Raw genomic sequence first — 16,912 nt, 5'->3', positions numbered from 1 at the left:
GATATGTCCGCGCCATTACTGCTGTGATTACAGGGTACGAGCGATTTCCTGGACTTCGAACACTTCCAGCGTGTCGCCAACCTGAATGTCGTTGTAGTTCTTCAGCGACAGGCCGCACTCCAGACCGGCGCGAACTTCTTTCGCATCGTCCTTGAAGCGTTTCAGGGAGTCGATCTCGCCGCTCCACACCACGATGTTGTTGCGCAACAGGCGGACGGAAGAAGCACGCTTGACCACGCCATCGGTGACCAGGCAACCGGCAATCGCGCCCACTTTCGAGACCAGGATAACCTGGCGGATCTCGACCTGGCCGATGACCGTTTCGCGTTTCTCTGGTGCCAACATGCCCGACAACGCCGATTTGATCTCATCGATCGCATCGTAAATGATGTTGTAGTAGCGAATGTCCACGCCATTCGACTCGGCCAGCTTGCGCGCCTGGGCATCAGCACGGGCGTTGAAGCCGATGATGACCGCTTTCGAGGCGACTGCCAGGTTGACGTCCGATTCCGTGATGCCGCCGACGGCTGCGTGAACCACTTGTACGCGCACTTCGGAGGTCGACAGTTTCTGCAGCGAACCGACCAGCGCTTCTTGCGAACCTTGCACGTCGGTTTTGATGATCAATGGCAAGTTTTTCACTTCGCCTTCGGCCATCTGGTCGAACATGTTTTCCAGTTTCGCAGCTTGCTGCTTCGCCAGTTTCACGTCGCGGAACTTACCTTGACGGAACAGACCGATTTCACGCGCCTTGCGCTCGTCAGCCATGACGACAACTTCTTCACCGGCAACAGGCACTTCCGTCAGACCCTGGATTTCGACCGGAATCGAAGGGCCCGCTTCAGCGATGGCTTTGCCGTTCTCGTCCAGCATGGCGCGAACACGGCCATACGAAGAGCCAGCCAGGATCACGTCGCCGCGGCGCAAGGTACCGGACTGCACCAGGATCGTCGCGACAGGACCACGGCCCTTGTCCAGACGCGCCTCGACTACCAGGCCGCGCGCAGGCGCTTCGACCGGCGCCGTCAGTTCCAGCACTTCGGCTTGCAACAGCACTTGTTCCAGCAGGTCGTCGATACCCTGACCCGTTTTGGCCGAGACCGGCACGAATGGCGATTCGCCACCGTATTCTTCCGGCACGACTTGTTCGGCGACCAGTTCCTGCGTCACGCGGTCCACGTTGCCGCCCGGTTTGTCGACCTTGTTGATCGCCACCACCAGCGGTACGCCGGCTGCTTTCGCATGGGCAATCGCTTCTTTCGTTTGCGGCATCACGCCATCGTCGGCGGCAACCACCAGAATGACGATGTCGGTTGCCTTGGCGCCACGGGCACGCATCGCGGTAAACGCTTCGTGACCCGGGGTGTCGAGGAAGGTGATCATGCCGCGTGGCGTATCGACGTGGTAAGCGCCGATATGCTGCGTAATGCCGCCCGCTTCGCCCGATGCAACCTTGGCGCGACGAATATAGTCCAGCAGCGAGGTCTTGCCGTGGTCGACGTGACCCATGACGGTGACCACCGGTGCGCGTGGCTTGGTTTCGAAGTGCGCGTGTTCGCCCACATCGGCCAGCAGCGCTTCCGGATCGTCCAGTTCGGCGGCAAACGCCTTGTGGCCCATTTCTTCCACCAGAATCATGGCGGTTTCCTGGTCCAGCACCTGGTTGATCGTGCACATCTGGCCCAATTTCATCAAATGCTTGATGACTTCGGATGCCTTGACGGACATTTTGTGCGCCAATTCGGCCACGGTGATCGTTTCCGGTACGTGCACGTCTTTGACGACGGCTTCCGTAGGAGCCTGGAAGTTCGATTCACGGTCGTCATGGTGCGTCGGGCGACGGCCCTTCGCGCCACCGCGCCAGCTGTCACGGCCGCCTGGGCCGCTGTTGCCGCGTGGCTTGGGACCACCGGTGGTGCCGCGTTTTTTCGCGTCATCGGACCAGGTGGACGACACGTTCGCCGACTTGATGGATTTCTTGTCTGCAACAGCAGGCTTCTTGTCGCCCGGCTTGTCGCCAGGTTTCTTGTCAGCAGGCTTGTGCAAGGTGCCTTCCGGCGCCTTCGGCTTCACGGGAACCGGTACGGGTTCCGGTGCCTTGATGGCGCGGCGTGGCGCGTTCATCATGGCCTTGATCTGGGCAACTTCGTCGGCAACGGCCTTGCGGGCACGCTCGGTGGCTTCCGCTTTGTCAGCGGCTTCCTTGGCGGCAACAGCAGCGGCAGCCGCTTTCTTCTTCGCTTCTTCGGCAGCAGCAGCTTTTTTCGCTTCGGCGGCGGCGTCGTCAACGACAGGCGCAGCAGCGCTGGCGGCAGGCGCGGCAGCAGCCTTGGCAGCGGCTTTCTTCGCTTCCGCTTCCGCTTCTTTCTTCGCAGCCAGTTCAGCCTGTTGCGTGGCTTTCGCCTGGGCTTCTTTTTCCGCGTCGAGCTTGGCCAGACGTTCTTGCTTTTCGCGCAGATCGGCTTCCTGGCGGGCGATCAGTTCAGCCTGTTTACGGGCTTCTTCTTCACGGCGCGCCACGTCGGCGGGATCGATTACCGGTGCGGCAGGCGCGACCGGTTCAGCTGCGACCGGCGCAGCTTCGTCACGCTGGACGAAAGTGCGTTTCTTGCGCACTTCCACCTGGATGGTGCGCGATTTGCCGGTGGCGTCAGCTTGCTTGATTTCAGTCGTTTCCTTGCGGGTCACGGTGATTTTCTTCTTTTCTGTGTCAGCCGCTGCGCCGTGTGTGCGGCGCAGATGATCCAAAAGCTTGTCCTTATCATCTTTCGACAATGGATCTGACGTCGAACTTTTCTCGACGCCGGCAGAACGCAGCTGCGTCAGCAGCAAATCTGCAGGCATCTTCAGTTCGGTGGCAAATTGGGCTACGTTGTTACTCGCCATTCAGTCCTCTTTTCTATGTGTCGCGGAGATGATAAAGATACTCAAATTAAGCCTTTGCGGATTCGGCCAGACTCCATGCCTTGGCTTGCAACGCCTTGGCACGATCGTCGTATTTCGAGTCAACCAACTTCATCTCATCGTCGGTCACATCTTTAAATTCACTTGTAATCAGTTCACGCGCACGGTCCGCAGACAAGGCCAGGATTGCGCCAAATTCGTCGTATGCCAGTGCTGCAAATGCTTCAACGGTCTTGATACCAGCCAGACCCAGCTTGCCGGCGGTAATGCGGTCCATGCCTTCCAGACCGACCAACGCCTCGTCCATGCCTTCCAGACCCTCTTCCGAAGCAATCGCTTCGGTCACGAGCGCATCACGCGCACGGGTACGGAGTTCATTGACGGTATCTTCGTCAAACGATTCGATTTCCAGCATTTCGGAAATTGGCACGTAAGCGATTTCTTCCAGACTGGCGAAACCTTCTTCCACCAGAATATCGGCCACTTCCTGGTCGACATCGAGCTTTTCCATGAACAGGATGCGCACGGCAGCCGTTTCCTGGGCAGCTTTGTCAGCCGATTCTTCGGCCGTCATGATGTTGATCTTCCAGCCGGTCAGGTCCGAGGCCAGGCGCACGTTCTGGCCGGAACGGCCGATCGCGATTGCCAGGTTTTCTTCGTCCACGACGACATCCATCGCGTGTTTTTCTTCATCGACCATGATCGACGACACGTTCGCCGGCGCCAGGGCGCCGATGACGAACTGCGCCGGATCTTCCGACCACAGCACGATATCGACACGTTCGCCGCCGAGTTCGCCGGTCACGGCCTGCACGCGCGAACCGCGCATGCCGACGCAAGTACCGATCGGGTCGATGCGCTTGTCGGCCGTGTAGACGGCGATCTTGGCGCGGACGCCGGCGTCGCGGGCTGCGGATTTGATTTCCAGCATGCCTTGCTCGATTTCCGGCACTTCCAGTTCAAACAGCTTCATGATGAAGTCTGGCGCGGTGCGCGACAAAATCACTTGCGGGCCGCGCATATTGCGGTCGATGCGCAAGATGAAAGCACGCACGCGGTCGCCGATACGCAGATTCTCTTTCGGGATCATCTGGTCGCGTGGCAGACGCGCTTCGATCTTGCCCGATTCGACGATGGCGTCGCCGCGTTCCATGCGCTTGATGGTGCCGGTGACGAGCGAATCGCCGCGTTCCAGGAAATCGACCAGGATCTGTTCGCGCTCGGCGTCACGCACGCGCTGCAGGACAACCTGTTTGGTATCCTGGGCGAAACGGCGGCCGAATTCGACGGATTCGATCGGTTCTTCGATGTGGTCATCGACTTCGATATCCGGAATCTGTTCTTTTGCCTCGAAATGCAGGATCTCCTGATCCGGCAATTGCAGGCCCGCTTCATCGGGCACCACGTGCCAGCGGCGGAACGATTCGAATTCGCCCGTTTCGCGGTCGATCGAAACGCGGATGTCTACCTCACCCTCATACCGTTTCTTCGTGGCTTGCGCCAACGCGAATTCGAGGGCGCCGAAGACGACATCTTTATCGACGTTTTTTTCGCGCGCCAGCGCGTCAACCAATAATAAAACTTCGCGGCTCATGCTTTGCGTCCCTTAAAAACCACCTGCGGCACCAAGCGTGCCTTATCCACATCCGCGAGCGTAAACTCCAACATCGCCGGACCATCCTTACCTTCAAATTCCAACGACAATTTATCGCCCACGGGTTCTTGCAAGATCCCCTGGAACGATTTCCGGTTGTTCGTACCCGGCATCGCCACCATCAGCTTGACGATGATTTCCTGACCTGCGAAACGGACGAAGTCTTCCAGCTTGCGCACCGGACGATCCAGACCCGGGGAAGAAATCTCGAGGCGCTCGTAAGGAACGTTCTCTACCGTCAACACATGCGATAACTGGTGACTCACCGTGGCACAGTCTTCGACCGTGATCGGACCTTTTTCAGCGGCATCGGCGGCGCTGAAATCAATAAAGACGCGCAGCAGTCCGCGCTCGGCACGTTCGACATCAACGAGCTCATAGCCCAGACCTGTAACTGTCTTTTCAATCAATCCCAACTGCTGCAAGAAATTCTCCAGAAATAAGGCCCGTTTTCGGCATGACGGCGCCACATCGGGCGCCTACAACATGCAAAAACACGCATTCAAGTCATATATGGCCCCTTGTTGGCGCCATTACAAACGGTTCAACAAAAAAAAAATGGGCATCTGCCCATCTTCTTGTATTTCCCCAACCAGATGAAAGCACTCCCCACCAAACAACCCTGCGGAGAACTTTTATTAGGCTGCAGATTATAACCTCTTATTAACTTCGCCGCAATGCCGCACACGCGGAGCGGCCCGGCTTACAACAGTTACAAGAGCGCGCACCCGCGGCAGATCGGCGGGCGCGCAAGAAGAAACTCTTCCCGATTAACCTTTGCTGCGGCGGCGCGGCATGCCATCCATGCCGCCACGATCCATGCCGCCACGCGGCTGGCCACCGGAACGTTGCCCACCGGCACCACCACCCGTATTGCGGCGCGGACCCGTGTTGGCGAAGCCGAAGGCCGTTTGCAGCGGATCGGGCTGGCGCGGACCGCGCTGCGGCGCGCGGCCTTCGCCACCCGGACGGCCTTGACCCTGGCCTGCCGCACGCGGCGGACGACCCTGGCCTTGCGGCGCGCCTTCGAACGATGCCGACGAGCGGGGCTGACCACCCTGGAACGGACCTTGCGGCTGGCCACGGCCAGGACCACGCGCGTCGCCTGGACGGCCGGCGCCGCCTGGGCGACCCTGGCCTTGCGGACGGGCAAACTGACCTTGCGGCTGGCCACGGCGCGGCGCGACCGGGAAAGGATCGGCGTTGCGGTTGCTCACATCGATGCGGTTGCCATTCGGCTCGTCATCGCGGCTCGCCTTGCGCGCTTCGCGGCCCTTGGCGGCGCCAGCGGCACGGGGGTCGCCCGATGCCGGCATTTTCTTTTCGATGCCGTAGGCCGTCAGCAGGTCGCGCACGGTGTTTTCATCCATCTCTTCCCAGCGGCCGCGCTTCAGGCCGCTCGGCAGGGTCATGGCGCCGTAGCGGGTACGGATCAGGCGCGAGACGGTCAGGCCGATGGCTTCGAACATGCGGCGCACTTCGCGGTTACGGCCTTCGCCGATCACTACGCGGTACCACTTGTTGATGCCTTCGCCGCCGCCATCGGCGATCTTCGAGAACTGCGCCAGACCGTCTTCCAGCTCGACGCCGGCCAGCAGTTTCTGGCGCATGCCCTCTTCCAGCTCGCCCAGGGTACGCACGGCGTACTCGCGGTCGATGCCGTAGCGCGGGTGCATCAGGCGGTTGGCCAGGTCACCGGAAGTGGTAAACAGCAGCAAGCCTTCCGTGTTGAAGTCGAGGCGGCCAACGGCCAGCCACTTGCCGGCTTTCATGGTCGGCAAGCGGTCGAATACGGATGGACGGCCGTCCGGGTCATTATGGCTGACGATTTCGCCGGCCGGCTTGTGGTAGACCAATACGCGTGGCGGCTTCTTGCTGACGCGGCGCTGGATCAATTTACCGTTGATGCGCACGTGGTCGCTCGGCAGGATGCGCTGGCCAATGTGGGCCGGCTCGCCATTGACGGACACGCGGCCCGAAATGATCAGGTCTTCCATGTCGCGGCGCGAACCGAGACCGGCTTCGGCCAGCACCTTGTGCAGCTTCGGCGCGTCGTCGTCGGACGTCAGGTCGCGGCGCACGACGGCTTTCTGTACGCGGCCCGTGCCGCCTTCTTCGCTGTCGAACGCGTCGGAAGTGACGAACGAGAAGACAGCATCAGCGTCGCTGAGCTTGCCCGGCGCAGCCTGGCGGCCCTTGCCCTTCTTGCGGCTCTTGCCGGCATTCTTGCCGGCGCCCGGCACGTCGTTGCGCGGACCGCGCGGCAGGCGCGGGCCGGACACGAGGTTGCCTTCGGCATCGAACACATCGGCGACAGGCGCGGCAGCTTGCTCTGCGGCAGGCGCTGCGGCAACGGCGTCGGCCGCCTGCGGCGCTTCGGCGCGCGGCGGCTGGCGCAGCGCGCGCTCGGCCTGCACGCCGCGCATCTGGCGCGGACCGCGCGTCGGGCGCGCTTCGGCAGGCTTGTCGGCGACGGCTTCCGGCGCCGTTTCAGCGACGGCGGCAGCGGCCTTGGCGGCGGCGCGGGCGCGCGGCGGACGCGGCGCAGGGGCAGCGACTGCTTCGGCGGCGGCTTCGGCGGCGTCGGCGACGGCTTTCAGGGCTGGCTTGGCGCGGGTTTTCTTGGCGGCTGGCGCCGCTTCAGTTTCAGCAGCGACGGCGACGACGGGCGCATCGGCGGCCACGTCGGCTTTCGTGCGGCGCTTCGGCTTGGCCACGGCAGTGTCGCCGGCGGCGGCAGCAGCGGTTGCAGCAACCGCGTCGGCTTCGATCTGGGCCTTGGTGCGGCGCTTGGGCTTGGCAACGATGGCTTCGTCGCTGGCGGTTACTGTCTCGGGTGTGTTCGGATTATTCATTCTTCGTTTCTTGGCTGTGCTGACCTGGCGCAGCGTCAACCGTTAGTTCTGGCGCAGGGTCGTGAGTGTAGGCTTCGTCCGTGGGCGAAGCATCGGGGCCGGCATCAAGGCTTGCTGTCACATCTACATCTGTCACAGCCGTATTGCTACCTGCACCAAGCTGGGGGACAAGCTCATTGCTTGCCTTGTCAAAATTCTCTTGCAGGGCCGCTTCCAGGGCTTCCAGCCCATTGCCCTGCATTTCGCTGATTTGCTGCAACGGCGGCAGCTGGGACAGCGAATGCAAACCCAGGTCATCCAAAAACTGCTTGGTGGTGGCCAGCAAGGCCGGCCGTCCCACCACGTCGCGGTAACCGATGGCATCGACCCAGCCACGGTCTTCCAGCATCTTGATCGTCTGCGAATTGACGGCAACGCCGCGAATCTCCTCGATATCGCCGCGCGTCACCGGCTGGCGGTAGGCGATGATGGCCAGGGTTTCCAGGGTCGCCCGCGAATACTTGGGCGGCCGTTCGGGCGTCAGGCGATCGAGATACATCTTCATTTCCGGGCGGCTTTGAAAGCGCCAGCCCGAAGCGAGACTGACGATCTCGATGCCGCGCCCTTCCCACTCATCGCGCAATTCTTCCAGCAATTGCTTGATCGTGTCGGCGCCGACGCCGACGCCGCGCACGCGACCATTCTCGTCCGCATCGACGAACAGCTTCTTCAAGCTGTGGATCGTCAGCGATTCACGAGCGCACAGCAACGCGGTTTCGAGGACTTTTTTAGCCTCAATTGTATTCATAGCAATTCTGTGCGGATGTGTGTTGCAATTCGTATGCAGAGAAAGAAATCAAAAACGTTCATTTCAACGTAACAGAGGGCAGACATCGATGATGACGCCGTGCTGGGTTACTAGTTGAGGCTGTTTTTCCGACGCCTTGGCCGATGCGCGCAAAGCGGGACTAAAGCGGATGCAGTGAAAGTCCTGCCATCCATGGTGCTGGCCTTAATTAACCTTCACTAAGTAACCAGCAATGAAACGATCTCCGGAGCAGCTGCTTTTCCCGTGGCGACGATGCAGCCAGACAGGAAAGCGACAGTCGTCGTTTCATCCAACGATGCCAATTGTACCTGATAAAAAGCGGAAAAGCGCAAAACCGGGTAAAACACGCGTTTTACCCGGCTCTGGCGCGACATCCCGCCCGCTGCCCGCATCACAGGGAGGCGAGTTTCTCCGAGAGAATGGCCGATGCGCCCAGGAAAGCTGGGTACTGCGCCGTGATGACGAAGGTCGGCACTTGCGAGACATAATTGGCGAAGCGGCCCTTGCGCTCGAAGCGGGCGCGGAAGCCGGAGCGGTCGAAACGCGCGCCCAGGCGCGGCACGATGCCGCCGCCGATATAAATGCCGCCCAGCGCGCCCAGGGTGACGGCGACGTTGCCCGCCACGGTGCCCAGCATGCAGCAGAACGCTTCGATGACGTCGTCGCACAGCTGCGATTCGCCGGCCAGCGCGCGGCGCGTGATTTCCGCCGCCGGCAAGTCTTCCGCCGGCACGCCCGCGCGGTCGGCCAGGGCGCGGTAGATCAGTTCCAGGCCATCGCCGGAAATCAGGCGTTCGGCCGAGACATGCTCGTATTCGCGCCAGGCAAATTGCAAAATGCTCACTTCCGTCTCATTGAACGGCGCAAAGCTGACGTGGCCGCCTTCGCTTTGCAGGGCGATCCAGCCGCCATGCGACGGAATCAGGCCCGATACGCCCAGGCCCGTGCCGGCGCCGATCAGGCCGATGGCCGTGTTCGGACGGGCCGTGCCTGCGCCCACCTGGTGCTTTTGCTCGTTAGACAGCTGCGGCAAGGCGCGCGCCAGGGCCGTGAAATCGTTGACCACGTCCAGGGTCGTGAAACCGCACTCTTCGCGCATGGCGCGGATCGAGAACGACCAGTGGTGGTTCGTCATGCTGAGGAAATCGCCGTCGACCGGATTGGCGATGGCAATCACGGCATGGCGCACGGCTTGCCCGCCGGCCGCGGCGATGTGCGGCAGGGCCAGGTAGGCTTGCAGGGCGGCGGACAGGCTCGGGTAATCGGCACAGGGCAACACTTCCACCAGGGTGATGTGGCCGGCGGCCACTTCCAGGGCGAAACGGGCATTGGTGCCGCCCACGTCGGCCAGCAGGCGCGGTCCATCGGCGAAGGCGGAAGTCGGCAGTACGGGAGAAGACGAAGCGCTCATGATTTTAAATGATGAAGTGGGACGCATGGGACGCCAAGCTTAAAGGATGAATGCGCCCGGAGGCAAGCAAAGTTTGTAGTTTAAGTACATCAAAACAAGCCTTTATTGGTAGTTCCACTCCAAATGCAACAGGCAGCGTCAAAATTGCTTAGAAACAATGATTTATAGTAAGTACTTGCACTCACCAGACACGCGAAAAGCATGCTGCATAGCAGCAGGAATCACCTTGAAAACAGAGTATGCCGGAGTTTGCGCAAAGCCGCTTGGTACGCGACGGCGCTGGTGCGGCGCTGCCGCCCTGGGCGCGCCGCAAAGGTGTTTTCGTATTATTACTACCGGTTTTTACTGCGGGTTTTACTGCCGGCCTGGCGTGCCGGCGGCAGCCCGGATCAGGACGGCAAGCCTTCGCCCAGCAGGCTGGCCGGCGCCGGCTGGTCCGAGCGGTAGGCGGCATTCCACGCATCGAGGCCGCCATGCAGGGGCTTGGCCCGGTGGAAGCCGTGCTGGTGCAGCAGCTTGGCCACTTGCGCGGCAGTCACGTCGTTGGGGCAGCTGCAATACACGATGATGTGGCGGTCCTTGTCCATGGCGATCATGGCGGGCACCGGTTCCTTGCCATTGAAGAACAAGGCGCCCGGCACGGCCGGCTCCAGGGCCTGTGCCGTGGCGCTGCGCGCGTCGACCATCAGCGGCTCCTCGCCCTGCTCTATGAGTTCAAGCAATTCATCGATGCCGATGCGCTCGATCTGCAAGGCCTGGCGGAAACGCCGGCGTTCAAGGAATTTGTACAGCAGGAACAGTCCCAGCAAGGTGGCCAGCATCAGCAAGGCCGTGCTGCCCATGGTGCTGAGCAAATCGAGCACCTGCTGCACGCTGGCGTGAAAGATCACGCCGACGACGATGCCCGTGCCGGTCCACAGCAAGGCGCCCAGGCCCGCGTACAGGAAGAACAGGCGCGGCGGCGTGCCCAGCGCGCCCGACATGGGCGCGGCCACGGTATTGAATCCCGGCACGAACTTGGAAACGATCAGGGCTTTCGGGCCCCAGCGCTTGAATTTGTCTTCCGTCTGGCTGACGCAGTAATCGGGCGACAGCGAGATGCGGCACAGCAGCCGCAGGATGCGCTTGCCGAAATGGCGGCCCGCGCGGAACCACGTGAAGTCGCTGATCAGGCAAGCGCTTAGCGCGGCGGCCAGCACCAGTCCCCCATTCATGTCGCCATCGACGGCCAGCGCCCCCGCCACCACGAGGATGGGAAAGGCGGGAATCGGCAGGCCGAGCTGCTCCACCAGCACGATGCCAAAGACAATCAGGACACCGTAATGTTCGAGCAGGTAAATGAGGTTGGGCATGGCCGCTATCTTACCGTAAAAATCCCCACTCAAACGTCAGACAAAACCGTAGCGAGCGGCAGTGATTTGTGGCTAAGAAGCGCAACCGTGCTTGAGCACGGTGAGCATCGCAGGCCGCAAAGCGCGCCGCGCAGCAGGTTTTGGCAGACGTTATACTTGCACGCCCTTCGGGATGGCGCTCAGCAGGGTGCGCGTATATGGATGCACGGGATTGCGGTACAGCTCATCCGAATCGGCCAGCTCCACCACTTGCCCCTTGTGCATCACCATCACCTGGTCGGCGATGTATTTGACGACGGACAAATCGTGCGAGATGAAGATGTACGACAATCCGAATTCATCCTGCAAATCCTGCAGCAAGTTCAATACCTGCGCCTGCACCGACACGTCCAGCGCCGACACGGATTCGTCGCACACCAGAATTTCCGGCTGCATGGTCAGGCAGCGGGCAATGGCGATGCGCTGGCGTTGTCCGCCGGAAAACTCGTGCGGATAGCGGTGGAACGCCTGTTCCGGCAAGCCGACTTTATCGAGCAGCCAGTAGGCCTTGGCGATGCGTTCCTGGTCGGTCGCGCCGATCTTGTGGATGCGCATGGGTTCCAGCAAAATCTGTCCCACCGTGAAACGGGGGTTCAGCGACGCGTACGGATTCTGGAAGATGATCTGGATGCGGCGTTTATACGGCAAATACTCCTTGTTCGGCATGGCGATCAAATCCTTGCCATGGAACATGGCCGTGCCACTAGTTGCCTGGTGCAAGCGCAGCAAGGTCAAGCCCACCGTCGTCTTGCCGGAGCCGGATTCGCCCACCACGCCCAGCGTTTTTCCGCGCGGCAAGGTGAACGACACGTCCTTGACGGCCTGGAATTCGCGCTTGCCGAACAGGCCCTCGCGCGTATAAAAACTTTTACTGAGGTTCTTCACCACCAGCACCGGCTCGTCGCCCGGCGTATAGCCGCGCGTGCGCTGTTTCATTTCGATACCGGGGCCGGCCTTGATTGCCTCATGCTTACCATCCATGTAGTCGGCGATCACGGGCAGGCGCCACGGGCGCTCGTCCAGCGAAGGCCGACAATGTAGCAATGCTTTGGTGTACGGGTCTTTGGGGCTGTCGAACACTTGCCGCACTTCCCCCGTCTCGCGCACTTCGCCGTGGCGCATGACGATCACCTGGTCGGCGATCTCTCCCACCAGGCCCAGGTCGTGGGTAATGAACAGCACGGACATCTGGTGTTTCTTTTGCAGCGCCGCGATCAAGTCCATGATCTGCTTCTGGATCGTCACGTCCAGCGCCGTCGTCGGTTCGTCCGCGATCAAGAGTTTCGGTTCGCAGGCGATGGCCATGGCGATCATCACGCGCTGCTGCTGGCCGCCCGACATCTGGCTCGGGTAGGCGTCGATCTTGGTGGCAGGGTCGGGAATGCCCACTTCTTCCAGCAGCGCCAGCGTACGCGCGCGCGCCTGCTTGCGGTTCATGCCCATGTGCTGACGCAACACCTCGGCGATCTGGAAGCCGACCGTGAACACGGGGTTCAGCGACGACATCGGCTCCTGGAAGATCATCGAGATATCCTTGCCGCACATGGTGCGCCGCTCGGCAATCGACAATTTGAGCAGGTCGCGCCCGCCGAAATGGATGCTCGATTGCTTGTCGATGATAGTGTTATCCGGCGGTAACAAGCCCATCACGGCCAGGGAGCTGACGGACTTGCCGCTGCCCGACTCGCCCACCAGGGCGACGGTGCTGTTGCGCGGCACGTTGAACGAGATGCCCTTGACGGCTTCGAACGTGGTCTTCTTGTCCAGGCGGAATGTGACGCGCAGGTCGCGCACTTCCAACAGGTTATTCTGGTCCATGAGCAACTCCTATTTCACTTTGGGGTCGAGCGCATCGCGCAAGGCATCGGTAAACAGCGAGAACGCCGTCACCAGCACGGCCATCGCCGTGGCGGCGGCCGTCAGCTGCCACCATTTGCCCAGGATCAGTTCATTTTGCGCCTCGTTGAGCATGCTGCCCCACGAAACGGTGCCTACCGGCACGCCAAAGCCGAGGAAACTCAGGATCACTTCCGCCTTGATGAAGCCCACCACGAGAATCGACATTTGCACCAAGGCCACGTGACTCACATTCGGGAAGATGTGGGAAAACATCTTGCGCCAGTGCGAGGCGCCGATGGCGTCGGCCGCCATCACGTATTCGCGCGCCTTGTGCTTGATGTATTCGGCGCGGATCAGGCGGTACGGCCCCGTCCAGCCCGTCAACCCCAGGATCAGCACGATGGTCAGCACGCCCTTCTGCTGCAGCACCGCCGCTACCGTCAGAATCATCAGGATCGATGGAATTGAGGTAAAAATGCTGTAGAACCAATTAAAAAAGTCATCGACGATGCCGCCGAAGTAGCCGGACACGGCACCAAACAGGGTGCCCAGCACGACGGCCAGCAAGGCGGCCACCAGGCCCACGACGATCGACGTCTCGCCGCCCTTGATGGTTTTCTGCACAATGTCGTGGCCCCACTTGTCGGCGCCGAACGGCAAGGTTGCCGCCTTGTGCGCGATCAACTTCTTCGTCTTGCCCATGCCGGCGCGCAAGGCCGTCAAGTCGTCGGCCAGCGGGTCGGTGACGCCGTACATTTCCACGCCGGCCGATGGGTTGCTGCCCATCTGCGCGCGCAGTTCGGCGATATCGTCGGCCAGCGGGTCGAGCACGTTGACGGGTGTCGGCGCGCTGCGCTCGTCGGACTGGGGAATGGCGCCGTCGGCGGCCGCGGCCGCATCCTTGTCGGCACCGACAAAGGTGGGCGGCGCGTAGCTGACGGCCACTTCGTCTTCCCAGTTCGCCGCCACCAGGCCGCTGGCGGAAGCCAGCACCAGCAGGAAAAAGGCGCCGACCACGGCCAGCGATACCATTGCAATCTTGTCGCCGCGCAAACGGCGCCACGCCAGGGCCCACAGGCCGGGCGATGTATGAGGTTTCGACATCGTCTCTTTCTACTTCAGTTGTACGCGAGGATCGACCGCCTGGTACAGCAGGTCGGTGAGCAGGTTGAAGAGCATGGTGGCGGCGGCGACATACACGGTGATCGCCTTGATCACCGGAAAGTCGCTGCGCTCGACGGCCAGGATCACTTCACGCCCGATGCCGGGGATGCCGAAGAAGCGTTCCAGCAGGAAAGCGCCGATCAGCAGGGCCGGCAAGTTCGACATCACATAGGTAATGATGGGGATGCCGGCGTTGCGCAGCACGTGGACCCACATGATGCGGCCTTCCCTCAAGCCCTTGGCGCGCGCCGTGCGCACGTAATCCTGGTTCGCCTCGTCCAGCACGAAGGTGCGGAACAGGCGCAGGGTCGGCGCAATCGACACGGCCAGGCCGATCAAAATAGGCAGGGTCGAATAGCGCAGCAGGTTTTCCCAGAAACTGTCGCCCCAGCCCTGCACGGGGAACAGGCCCAGTTTATAGGCAAAGCCGTACTGGAAGACGATGATGTAGACGAGGATGGAAATCGACATGCCCACCGTGCAGGCGATCATCACCATGCGGTCCGTCAGCGAACCGCGCACGAAGGCGATGGCCAGCGCCAGCGCCACGCCGAAGAACGTTTCCAGCACGGTCAGCGGGATCAAGACCATCATCGACGGTCCCAGGCGCGAGGTGATGATGTGCGACACGGATTCCCCCGTGGCCCAGCTCTGGCCGAAGTCAAAGGTGACGATCTGCTTGATGAAGATCCACAGCTGTACATAGTATGGCTGGTCGACGCCCAGCTGGCGGCGGATGTTGGCGATGCTTTCCGCACTAGACATCTTGCCGGCCAGGATGTAGGCGGGGTCGCCACCCACCCAGTTAAACAGGATAAACACCAGCAGGACGACGCCCAGCATGGTGGGCAGCATCTGCCACAGGCGGCGCAGGATATAAGCGAACATAATGATTCCTTGTCTTTATAAGCTGCGCTTATTTTTTAGCCGAGGCTGCAGGGGCTGGCGCGGCAGACACTGGTGCGCCCGTGCTGTCGATATCCATATACGCCCACTCCTGGAACAGGATCGGGTGCTTCTTGTAGCCCAGCACCGACTTTTGCGCCAGCATATTGCGGTAGCGCGCGTAGCCGATCAGGGCGCCCGCATTGACTTCCAGGCGGCGCGCCATCTTGTGGAACAGCTCGTCGCGCTCGGGGCTGGCCGGCATGGCCTGGCTGGCCGCGTACCATTTATCGTACTCGGGGTCCTGGTAGCAGCCATTGTTGTTCTGGTGCGTATTGGGGCCGTAGAACAGCTGCATGAAATTGTCGCCGTCCGGATAATCGGCCAGCCACGGCGCCGTGCGCGTCTGCATCTTGCACTGCTTTTCCGTCTTTAAAATGTCGGAAAAGATCATGCGGTCGTTTTCCATGCGGATGCCCAGCGAGTTGTACGTCTTGCGCCACATTTCCGCCTGCAGCACGCCATTGGCTTCGTTGCGCGAAGCGTAGCGGATCAAGAGCGGCTTGCCGTCCGGTAAGGTGCGCCAGCCGTCGGCACCCTTCTTGTAGCCGAATTTATCCAGCAATTTATTGGCCAGCACGGGATCGTATTGCAGCAGGGATTTATAGTGCGGGTCGTAGCCGACGACGCCGGGCGGGATCGGATAGTCGAGGCGCTTGGCCTGGCCATTCCAGATGATGCGGATTTCTTCGTCGATATTGTGCGCCATGGCAATGGCGCGGCGCAGCGCGATCTTTTCCTTGCTGAAACCGCCCAGGGTCGGGTCTTCCATGTTCCAGTAGTAATAGCTGATCTCCGGGTCAAGCAGGCGCGACAGTTGCACGCCCTTCTCCGCCAGCTCGGGACGCAGCTTGCCGTTCAGCAATGCTTTCGGCGCCAGCGGACCGTCGAGCCAGAACACGTCCGTGCCGCCGCTCTGGAAGGACAGCCAGCGCGACTGGTCTTCGATCATCACGGAAATTTCGATGCGGTCGATGGCGGGAATCCGTTTGCCCTGCATCTGGCGCACGATGCGCTGGTCGTCCGGGTCGTCGCCGGCCATGAAATTCCACGTTTCCGGCAAGTGTTGCGGATTGCGGTTGAGGACAATGCGGTTGCCGCGCGTCCATTCACCCAGGGTGTAGTAGCCGGTGCCGACGGGATTCGAGCCTACTTCGCCCTTCACGTCGCCGTATTTGTCCACCACTTCGCGCGCCACGGCGGCTGTCGGCACGTAGGCGAGAATCATGGGGAAGTTGAAATCGGTCTTGGTCAGCGTGATGCGCAAGGTGTACGGGTCGAGGATTTCCAGGCCGGCCACCTTCTTGTTGAAGTCCAGCTTGTTCGACTTGGCCGCTTCCTTGGCCAGGTCGTCCAGCCCCACTACCTTGCCTTCGAACAGCCAGCTGTGCGGCGAAGCGAGGCGCGGGTCGAACAGGCGTTTCCACGAATACACGTAATCGGCCATCGTCAGTTCGCGGCGCTTGCCGCCGAACGCCGCATCGGGCGTGAACAGGATGCCTTTTTTCAGGCGGATGGTGTAGGTCTTGCCGTCGGCGGATACTTCCGGCATGGCGGCGGCCGCGCCGGGCACCACCTTGACGGGGCGCGCCAGGTAGTCATAGGTGTACAGGGTGTCGAAGACGGCCTGCGTGATGTGGTTCGAATACAGGTCGCGCGCGGTGGCGGGATCGAAGCCCGTCTCGGCGGCCGGCAGGATATAGCGCAAGGTTTTGACCGGCGCGGCCGCGGCGCCTGGGGCATCGGCGGCAACGGCCGCCAGCGGCAGGGTGGCCAGACAGGCGAGCAGCGCCACGCGCCGCATCCATGGTGACTTCATGTAATACCCTTCATCTCGATTATCTGTCGCACCGTATTGGTGCGCTTGTACTGGCTTCCCCCTGGGATACAGGATTCCACCGCCAAAACCAGTCCATCCACGCAAGATCTATGCCTTGCTCA

The 16,912-nt window shown here is 61.3% G+C and carries 11 protein-coding genes; all 11 read right to left on the bottom strand.

Annotated elements, in window-relative coordinates:
* Positions 1 to 27: 27 nt before the first annotated feature.
* A complete protein-coding gene (gene infB / locus BZG29_RS06645) occupies positions 28 to 2,886 on the bottom strand; it encodes a translation initiation factor IF-2 (RefSeq protein WP_077400315.1) in 2,859 nt (952 codons plus the stop codon).
* Positions 2,887 to 2,932: 46 nt separating this feature from the next.
* Complete coding sequence (gene nusA, locus BZG29_RS06640; protein ID WP_077400312.1) at positions 2,933 to 4,498, bottom strand: transcription termination factor NusA; 1,566 nt, start codon at positions 4,496 to 4,498, stop codon at positions 2,933 to 2,935.
* Positions 4,495 to 4,983, bottom strand: a complete 489-nt coding sequence (gene rimP / locus BZG29_RS06635) for a ribosome maturation factor RimP (protein ID WP_035828693.1) — start codon at positions 4,981 to 4,983, stop codon at positions 4,495 to 4,497. Before rimP ends, nusA begins: the two co-directional genes overlap by 4 nt.
* Positions 4,984 to 5,328: 345 nt before the next feature.
* A complete protein-coding gene (rluB, locus tag BZG29_RS06630; RefSeq protein WP_077400309.1) occupies positions 5,329 to 7,413 on the bottom strand; it encodes a 23S rRNA pseudouridine(2605) synthase RluB in 2,085 nt (694 codons plus the stop codon).
* Entirely contained in the window at positions 7,406 to 8,200 is a 795-nt protein-coding gene (gene scpB / locus BZG29_RS06625; protein WP_077400306.1) for an SMC-Scp complex subunit ScpB, read from the bottom strand. Before scpB ends, rluB begins: the two co-directional genes overlap by 8 nt.
* Before the next feature lie 412 nt (positions 8,201 to 8,612).
* A complete protein-coding gene (locus tag BZG29_RS06620; protein WP_077400303.1) occupies positions 8,613 to 9,632 on the bottom strand; it encodes a glucokinase in 1,020 nt (339 codons plus the stop codon).
* Between the two features lie 389 nt (positions 9,633 to 10,021).
* The gene (locus BZG29_RS06615) at positions 10,022 to 10,984 is read right to left on the bottom strand and encodes a VTT domain-containing protein (protein WP_077400300.1); all 963 of its coding nucleotides are present in this window, start codon (positions 10,982 to 10,984) and stop codon (positions 10,022 to 10,024) included.
* A 150-nt stretch (positions 10,985 to 11,134) separates the two neighbouring features.
* Positions 11,135 to 12,841 carry an ABC transporter ATP-binding protein gene (locus BZG29_RS06610; RefSeq protein WP_077400297.1) on the bottom strand — a complete coding sequence of 569 codons (1,707 nt, stop codon included), beginning with the start codon at positions 12,839 to 12,841 and terminating at the stop codon, positions 11,135 to 11,137.
* Between the two features lie 9 nt (positions 12,842 to 12,850).
* Positions 12,851 to 13,966: an ABC transporter permease gene (locus BZG29_RS06605; protein WP_077400294.1), complete on the bottom strand. Its 1,116-nt coding sequence runs from the start codon at positions 13,964 to 13,966 to the stop codon at positions 12,851 to 12,853.
* Between the two features lie 9 nt (positions 13,967 to 13,975).
* Positions 13,976 to 14,914 carry an ABC transporter permease gene (locus tag BZG29_RS06600; RefSeq protein WP_077400291.1) on the bottom strand — a complete coding sequence of 313 codons (939 nt, stop codon included), beginning with the start codon at positions 14,912 to 14,914 and terminating at the stop codon, positions 13,976 to 13,978.
* Between the two features lie 28 nt (positions 14,915 to 14,942).
* Positions 14,943 to 16,790 carry an ABC transporter substrate-binding protein gene (locus BZG29_RS06595; protein ID WP_077400288.1) on the bottom strand — a complete coding sequence of 616 codons (1,848 nt, stop codon included), beginning with the start codon at positions 16,788 to 16,790 and terminating at the stop codon, positions 14,943 to 14,945.
* Between the last annotated feature and the right edge of the window lie 122 nt (positions 16,791 to 16,912).

The organism is Janthinobacterium sp. LM6 (assembly GCF_002002885.1).
Taxonomy (GTDB): domain Bacteria; phylum Pseudomonadota; class Gammaproteobacteria; order Burkholderiales; family Burkholderiaceae_D; genus Janthinobacterium; species Janthinobacterium kumbetense.
This window is presented reverse-complemented; position numbering and strand designations above follow the sequence as displayed.